The organism is Pantoea sp. 22096, from assembly GCF_052045955.1.
GTDB classification, from domain to species: domain Bacteria; phylum Pseudomonadota; class Gammaproteobacteria; order Enterobacterales; family Enterobacteriaceae; genus Pantoea; species Pantoea alfalfae.
Genome location: NZ_JBQEPW010000003.1, coordinates 436,933 through 444,840 on the forward strand (window position 1 = coordinate 436,933; position 7,908 = coordinate 444,840).

Consider the following 7,908-nt stretch of genomic DNA (forward strand, 5'->3'; position numbering starts at 1 on the left):
GACGTTATGCCGTGGATTCAAATCAAAATTAACAGCTCAGGTGAACATGCGGAAACGCTGAGCGATGCGCTGATGGAGATCGGTGCGGTTTCAGTCACCTTTCAGGATACCAACGACACGCCGGTGTATGAGCCGCTGCCAGGCGAAACGCGCCTGTGGGGCGATACCGACGTTATCGGCCTGTTCGATGCAGAAACGGATATGGCCCTGATTACTGCCGAACTGACACAACATCCGCTGCTGGAAGACGGTTTTCGTCACCGGATCGAGCAGATCGAGGATAAAGACTGGGAGCGCGAATGGATGGAGAACTTCCACCCGATGCGCTTCGGCGAACGTCTCTGGATCTGTCCGAGCTGGCGTGATGTGCCGGATCCTGATGCCGTCAACGTCATGCTCGATCCCGGTCTGGCATTTGGCACCGGCACCCATCCCACCACCTCGCTCTGCCTGACCTGGCTCGATGGGCTGGATCTGGAAGGCAAAACGGTGATCGATTTCGGCTGTGGTTCGGGGATCCTGGCGATCGCCGCACTGAAGCTGGGCGCGGCTCAGGCGATCGGGATTGATATCGATCCGCAGGCTATTCAGGCCAGCCGGGATAATGCTGAGCGCAACGGCGTCTCCGATCGCCTGTCGCTCTATCTGCCCCACCAGCAACCCGAAAATCTGCAGGCTGATGTGGTGGTGGCCAATATCCTGGCCGGCCCGCTACGTGAACTGGCCCCGCTGATCGGTGTACTGCCGAAGTCTGGCGGTCATCTGGGCCTCTCGGGCGTGTTAGAGAGCCAGGCAGAGAGCGTCTGCGAAGCGTATGTCAGCGCGTTCACGCTCGACCCGGTTGCGGTTAAAGAGGAATGGTGCCGGATTACCGGGATTAAATCCTGATTTTTGCGTTTGTCCGTTTGCACTGATATCGCCGTCGTCGTAACAAAGCGGCTTAACAGAATATTCAGCCAACCCGTAGCGTAAGTTGCGGGCTTTCCCGATTTGAAATGGATGCTTGTATCGTTAATCACGGCATGTGACGTTTTTTATCTGGCGAATTGACGTACTTTTCTGGAAAAACTTTTGCTCACAATTTCAGCATAAATAGCTAAATCATTGTTATTTAATAATAATAATGAATAGCATCGATCATCATCCGGATTTCATTGATCTTTCTTGCTGATTGTTCAAAGTTTGGCCTTTCATCTTCCTGCAAAAATGCGTAATATACGCCGCCTTGCAGACACAGTATGGCCATTCTGACTTCATGCGTATTGGAAACCTCCAGCTGAGAAATCGACTGATTGCAGCACCGATGGCCGGTATTACCGACAGGCCGTTCAGGACGCTGTGTCACGAAATGGGTGCAGGCATGGCAGTTTCTGAGATGCTGTCTTCTAACCCGGAAGTCTGGGCTAGCGACAAATCTCGATTACGTATGGTTCACAGTGATGAGCCAGGCATTCGCGCCGTGCAAATTGCCGGTTGCGATCCCAGTGAAATGGCGCAAGCTGCACGCATTAATGTCGAGGCTGGTGCACAGGTCATCGACATTAATATGGGATGCCCTGCCAAGAAGGTTAACCGCAAAATGGCGGGTTCAGCCTTATTGCAATATCCCACCGTGGTGGAGTCCATTCTCTCCGCAGTGGTTAATGCAGTGAACGTGCCGGTCACGCTGAAAATTCGTACTGGCTGGGATCCTGAAAACAGGAACTGTGTCGCGATTGCCCAATTGGCTGAACGCTGCGGTATACAGGCTCTGACGATACATGGTCGCACTCGTGCCTGCCTGTTCAACGGAGAAGCTGAGTATGACAGCATTCGGACAGTTAAGCAGAGTGTCTCCATTCCGATTATCGCGAATGGAGACATAACTGACCCGCATAAAGCCAGAGCGGTGCTCGACTATACAGGGGCCGATGCTCTGATGATAGGACGCGCTGCTCAGGGAAGACCGTGGATCTTCCGGGAAATCCAGCATTATCTGGACACTGGGGAGTTGCTTGCCCCGCTGCCGATGGCAGAGGTCAAGCGCTTGCTTGTTTCGCATATACGTGAGCTGCACGACTTTTACGGTTCAGGCAAGGGATACCGTATAGCGCGAAAGCACGTCTCCTGGTACCTGCAGGAGCACGCCCCGAATGACCAGTTTCGGCGCACATTCAACGCCATAGAGGATGCCAGCGAACAGCTGGAGGCGTTGGAGGCATACTTCGAAAATCTTGCGTAACGAAATAAAGAGCTGAAAGAACTATGTTCGAACAACGCGTAAATTCTGACGTACTGACCGTTTCTACCGTTAACTCACAGGATCAGGTAACTCAAAAACCTTTGCGTGATTCGGTTAAACAGGCACTGAAGAACTATTTTGCTCAACTGAATGGTCAGGATGTGAGCGACCTGTATGAGCTGGTTTTGGCTGAAGTCGAGCAGCCTCTGTTGGACATGGTGATGCAGTATACCCGTGGCAACCAGACCCGTGCTGCCCTGATGATGGGTATCAACCGCGGTACGCTGCGTAAGAAATTGAAAAAATACGGCATGAACTGATTTTTAGTTCTGTCTGTTAATCACGCCAGCCTTCGGGCTGGCGTTTTTATTTGTGCGTCATCGCACAAAGTAACGGCAGGAAGCGTGAAACAGTTGCCTGCCGTATGGTAACTATAGTTGCAATCGCTGGTGTGATATTTCACCTTCTCGCTTTTGTCCGCCTGGATTTGATTTAAGTAATGTTCTGTCGCCCGTCTTGCTGCCTGTGCCCGCCACTGCTGGGCATGTGACTTCCTGCGCATAAAAAAGTAACGCCTTCCTTTCATACATTTCTGCCTGAGCGAGCGCTCACACTGCTCTCATCTAGTGAAACTATTTGCACTAAATGTGATCGGGTCGACTCGCATTGCTTCCTTTTGGTGCGCCATATTAGCGAAGCTTTCCAGGTGCTTCTGATTATTAACCGTTCTTTCATACGAATTCAGGATCCTGCAAACCTGGCATCAGCTTTGCAGAGTCGTGAATGGCTGACCGCCACAGACAGGAAAAACGCACACTAAAGTGCGCAAACATAACAACATGATCCCGCCACACAGGATGCTTTATGAAAAAGATGATGCTCTCTACGCTGATCGCTGCCGCCTCGCTGGTTGCCATTGCTCAGCAGGCACACGCAGGCACCACACTGGATGCGATTAAGAAAAAAGGTTTTGTTCAATGTGGTATCAGTGACGGCCTGCCGGGCTTCTCCTATGCAGATGCTGGCGGCAAGTTTACCGGTATCGATGTGGATGTGTGTCGTGCTGCTGCTGCCGCGGTATTCGGCGATGCGACCAAAGTGAAATACACCCCGCTGACTGCGAAAGAGCGTTTTACCGCGCTGCAGTCAGGCGAAGTGGATGTACTTTCACGTAACACCACCTGGACCTCATCGCGTGATGGCGGCATGGGCTTCCTGTTTGCGGGCGTGAACTATTACGACGGCATCGGCTTCCTGACTCACCAGAAAGCCGGACTTAAAAGTGCGAAAGAGCTGGATGGTGCCACCGTCTGTATTCAGGCTGGAACCGACACCGAGCTGAACGTGGCAGACTTCTTCAAAGCCAACAAAATGCAATATACGCCGGTGACCTTTGATCGCTCTGACGAATCTGCTAAGGCGCTGGACAGCGGTCGCTGCGATACGCTGGCGTCCGATCAGTCTCAGCTTTATGCCTTGCGTATTAAGCTCGGCAAACCTGACGAGTTTATCGTCCTGCCAGAAGTGATCTCCAAAGAGCCGCTGGGACCGCTGGTGCGTCGTGGCGATGATGACTGGTTCACCATCGTCAAATGGTCGCTTTACGCCATGCTGAATGCCGAAGAGATGGGCATCAACTCGAAGAACGTTGATCAGATGACAGCTAAGCCGACCACGCCAGATATGGCGCATCTGCTGGGTGCTGAGGGTGATTTTGGTAAAGATCTGAAGCTGGATAATAAGTGGGCCTACAACATCATCAAACAGGTCGGCAACTATCAGGAAAGCTTTGACCGCAACGTCGGTAAAGACAGTGCACTGAAGATCGCGCGCGGTCAGAATGCGTTGTGGAACCAGGGCGGGATTCAATACGCACCACCGGTACGTTAACAGACCTCACCAATCGGGCACCGTATTCTGCGGTGCCCTACCCCGGCTTTCGTTACTGAGGTTTCAACATGTCACAACGCCCAACCGTGAAAAGGGATTTTTCATTTGGTAATCCCACGGTTCGCGCCTGGATTTATCAGTTCATCGCCGTCGTCGCGGTGCTTGGTGTGGTGGGTTATCTGGTACATAACACCATCATTAACCTCGCCAATCGCGGCATTACATCAGGGTTTGGATTTCTTGAGCGCACTGCCGGCTTCGGCATAGTTCAGCATCTGATAGAGTACACGGAGGGAGATACCTACGCACGCGTGTTTCTGGTCGGATTAACCAACACGCTGTTGGTTTCTGCACTCTGTATTGTTTTTGCGTCAATTCTCGGCTTTGCGGTCGGTCTTGCCCGTCTTTCTGACAACTGGCTGCTGCGGAAACTCTCGAATATCTATATCGAAACCTTCCGTAATATCCCCCCTCTGCTGCAAATCTTCTTCTGGTACTTCGCGGTATTACGCAATCTGCCAGGCCCACGTCAGGCGCTGAATGCGTTCGACCTGGCCTATGTCAGCAATCGCGGACTCTACGTCCCGTGGCCAACCTATGCACCAGGCAGCTGGCCGTTTGTTATCGCACTGCTGCTGGCCGTGGCTGTCAGCTATGGCCTGTACCGCTTTAACCGTCAGCATCAGCTGAAAACCGGTGAGTTACGTCGTACATGGCCCGCAGCCGTTGCAATGCTCATCCTCTTTCCTTTGCTTGCACACCTTGGGTTTGGAGCAGCGACGCACTGGGATGTGCCGCAACTACGCGGGTTCAATTTCCGTGGCGGCTCGGTGATGATTCCGGAACTGGCAGCACTGACGCTGGCACTGTCGATCTATACCTCGTCGTTTATTGCTGAAGTGATCCGATCCGGGATTCAGTCGGTGCCACATGGTCAGCACGAAGCTGCACGATCGCTGGGTCTGCCGAATCCGGTGACGCTGCGTCAGGTGATTATTCCACAGGCCATGCGCGTCATTATTCCGCCGCTCACCAGCCAGTATCTGAACATCGTGAAGAACTCCTCACTGGCCGCTGCTATCGGTTATCCCGATATGGTGTCGCTGTTCGCGGGATCGGTGCTGAATCAGACCGGTCAGGCTATTGAGACAATTGCTATCACAATGGGCGTTTACCTGATTATCAGTCTGCTGATATCGCTGCTTATGAACTTCTACAACCGCAAAATTGCGCTGGTTGAGCGTTAAGAGAACGGGATAACTATGTCTGTCACTACGCATGAAACGCCCCCCATCCCGACGACGCCTGTCAGTCGCGCCTGGCTTTGGGCTCGTAAGAATCTGTTTTCCAGCTGGTTTAATACGTTACTGACGCTGTTTTGCATCTGGGTCATCTGGCACGTCATTCCGCCTGCGCTGAACTGGCTGATCTTTCAGGCTAACTGGATCGGTACGACACGCGCCGATTGCACTAAAGAAGGTGCCTGTTGGGTCTTTATCCATGCTCGTTTCGGTCAGTTCATGTATGGGCTTTATCCACATGAGCTGCGCTGGCGTATTAACCTGGCGCTGGTGATTGGCCTGCTGTCGATTGTGCCGATGTTCCTCAAAAGCCTGCCCTACCGTGGACGCTACATTGCGGCCTGGGCCGTCATCTATCCGGTGATTGTCTGGTTCCTGCTGTATGGCGGCTATCTGGGACTGGAACGTGTGGAAACACGTCAGTGGGGCGGGTTAACGCTGACGCTGATTATCGCGTCGGTGGGGATTGCTGGTGCGCTGCCGCTGGGCATCCTGCTGGCGCTTGGCCGTCGCTCACGGATGCCGGTTGTGCGTACGCTGTCGATTATCTTTATCGAATTCTGGCGCGGCGTTCCGCTGATTACCGTGCTGTTTATGTCATCGGTGATGCTGCCGCTGTTTATGTCTGAAGGTACGACTATCGACAAGCTGGTACGTGCGCTGGTCGGTGTGATCCTGTTCCAGTCTGCTTATGTGGCGGAAGTGGTGCGCGGTGGCCTGCAGGCATTACCGAAGGGTCAGTATGAGGCTGCAGAATCGCTGGCGCTGGGCTACTGGAAAACGCAGATGTTGGTCATTCTTCCCCAGGCACTGAAGCTCACCATCCCTGGCCTGGTTAACACCATCATCGCGCTGTTTAAAGATACCAGCCTGGTCATCATCATTGGTCTTTTCGATCTGTTCAGCAGCGTCCAGCAGGCAACGGTCGATCCAACCTGGCTGGGCATGTCGACTGAAGGTTATGTCTTTGCTGCACTGGTCTATTGGATTTTCTGTTTTAGCATGTCGCGCTACAGCCAGTATCTGGAAAAGCGCTTTCACACCGGGCGTACATCGCACTGAGGTTTTACATGACTGACTCTATAACACACTCTTCCGACGCGTTGATGATTTCGCTTGAGAACGTGAATAAATGGTACGGGCAGTTTCACGTACTGAAAGACATCAACCTGCAGGTTAAACCCCGTGAGCGCATCGTGCTGTGCGGCCCTTCCGGCTCCGGCAAATCGACCACGATCCGCTGCATCAACCATCTGGAAGAGCATCAGCAGGGACGCATTATTGTTGACGGTATCCATCTTAATGACGACGTACGTAACATTGAGCGCGTACGCACAGAAGTGGGGATGGTATTTCAGCACTTCAATCTCTTCCCGCATCTGACTGTTTTGCAAAACTGCACGCTGGCACCTTCCTGGGTGAGAAAGATTCCAAAGAAGGAAGCGGATGAACTGGCCATGCACTATCTGCAACGCGTGCGCATTGCAGAGCATGCACATAAGTTTCCGGGTCAGCTTTCCGGCGGACAGCAGCAACGCGTCGCCATCGCTCGCTCACTCTGTATGAAACCAAAAATTATGCTGTTTGATGAGCCAACCTCAGCGCTGGATCCGGAGATGGTTAAAGAGGTGCTGGACACGATGATTGGTCTGGCGGAGGATGGGATGACCATGCTGTGCGTCACCCACGAAATGGGCTTTGCCCGAACGGTTGCCGACCGGGTGATCTTTATGGATCGGGGTGAGATCGTCGAAGTTGCCCCACCGCAGGAGTTCTTTTCTAATCCAAAATCGGAGCGTACCCGGGCGTTTTTATCGCAGGTTATTCACTGATTACCGACCCCGTTATCTTACCACCCGGCCTGGTGCCGGGTTTTTTATGGCATTTATACACTTTAATCAGCTGAATGAGCCGATGCGGTGATAAAGGCACAGAAAACCGGGCTGATATGAGGGAGTTTTAGTGCGGATTATCGGATTGCCACAACGAAAAAAGCCCTTCGCATACGCGAAGGGCTCTCTCTTATTTGATGCCTGGCAGTTCCCTACTCTCGCATGGGGAGACCCCACACTACCATCGGCGCTACGGCGTTTCACTTCTGAGTTCGGCATGGGGTCAGGTGGGACCACCGCGCTACAGCCGCCAGGCAAATTCTTTTATTTACCGAACTCGTGTCTTAACTGGTGCTGATACCCAGAGTCGAACTGGGGACCTCACCCTTACCAAGGGTGCGCTCTACCAACTGAGCCATATCAGCACACTAAATTTGATGCCTGGCAGTTCCCTACTCTCGCATGGGGAGGCCCCACACTACCATCGGCGCTACGGCGTTTCACTTCTGAGTTCGGCATGGTGTCAGGTGGGACCACCGCGCTACAGCCGCCAGGCAAATCTTGGTGCACGAAACGAATCTTTTACGCCATGACCGCGTTGCCATCGCTCAGCCACACCGGTCACATACCTCAGTATGCTCCCGCTGATGTCTTCGCTCTGCGC

7 protein-coding genes, 1 tRNA gene and 2 rRNA genes are annotated in these 7,908 nt (G+C 53.0%); 7 read left to right on the forward strand and 3 right to left on the reverse strand.

What is annotated here, in order from left to right; translation table 11 throughout:
* Window positions 1-6: 6 nt before the first annotated feature.
* The 7 genes from prmA to ACTJKZ_RS14715 all read left to right on the forward strand — a co-directional run bounded on the left by prmA (window position 7) and on the right by ACTJKZ_RS14715 (window position 7,244).
* Complete coding sequence (gene prmA, locus ACTJKZ_RS14685; RefSeq protein WP_440829763.1) at window positions 7-888, forward strand: 50S ribosomal protein L11 methyltransferase; 882 nt, start codon at window positions 7-9, stop codon at window positions 886-888.
* A 367-nt stretch (window positions 889-1,255) separates the two neighbouring features.
* The gene (gene dusB / locus ACTJKZ_RS14690; RefSeq protein WP_031592707.1) at window positions 1,256-2,221 is read left to right on the forward strand and encodes a tRNA dihydrouridine synthase DusB; all 966 of its coding nucleotides are present in this window, start codon (window positions 1,256-1,258) and stop codon (window positions 2,219-2,221) included.
* Window positions 2,222-2,244: 23 nt separating this feature from the next.
* On the forward strand, window positions 2,245-2,541 hold the full coding sequence (gene fis, locus ACTJKZ_RS14695) for a DNA-binding transcriptional regulator Fis (RefSeq protein ID WP_003855228.1): 297 nt from the start codon (window positions 2,245-2,247) through the stop codon (window positions 2,539-2,541).
* Window positions 2,542-3,085: 544 nt separating this feature from the next.
* Entirely contained in the window at window positions 3,086-4,111 is a 1,026-nt protein-coding gene (locus tag ACTJKZ_RS14700) for an amino acid ABC transporter substrate-binding protein (protein WP_013359218.1), read from the forward strand.
* A 68-nt stretch (window positions 4,112-4,179) separates the two neighbouring features.
* Complete coding sequence (locus ACTJKZ_RS14705) at window positions 4,180-5,358, forward strand: amino acid ABC transporter permease (RefSeq protein WP_033784127.1); 1,179 nt, start codon at window positions 4,180-4,182, stop codon at window positions 5,356-5,358.
* 15 nt (window positions 5,359-5,373) lie between these two features.
* Window positions 5,374-6,474 (forward strand): amino acid ABC transporter permease, encoded by a 1,101-nt coding sequence (locus ACTJKZ_RS14710; protein ID WP_222924930.1) that lies wholly within the window; start codon window positions 5,374-5,376, stop codon window positions 6,472-6,474.
* Window positions 6,475-6,482: 8 nt separating this feature from the next.
* Window positions 6,483-7,244, forward strand: coding sequence for an amino acid ABC transporter ATP-binding protein (locus ACTJKZ_RS14715; protein WP_161735976.1), 762 nt, complete (start codon window positions 6,483-6,485; stop codon window positions 7,242-7,244).
* A gap of 199 nt (window positions 7,245-7,443) precedes the next feature.
* Here the strand turns inward: ACTJKZ_RS14715 and rrf (ACTJKZ_RS14720) are convergent.
* From rrf (ACTJKZ_RS14720) to rrf (ACTJKZ_RS14730), 3 genes are all read right to left on the reverse strand, one after another.
* A 5S ribosomal RNA gene (rrf, locus tag ACTJKZ_RS14720) occupies window positions 7,444-7,559 on the reverse strand.
* Window positions 7,560-7,593: 34 nt separating this feature from the next.
* Window positions 7,594-7,669 (reverse strand) — tRNA-Thr (locus tag ACTJKZ_RS14725).
* 14 nt (window positions 7,670-7,683) lie between these two features.
* Window positions 7,684-7,799 (reverse strand): 5S ribosomal RNA (gene rrf / locus ACTJKZ_RS14730).
* Window positions 7,800-7,908: the final 109 nt, after the last annotated feature.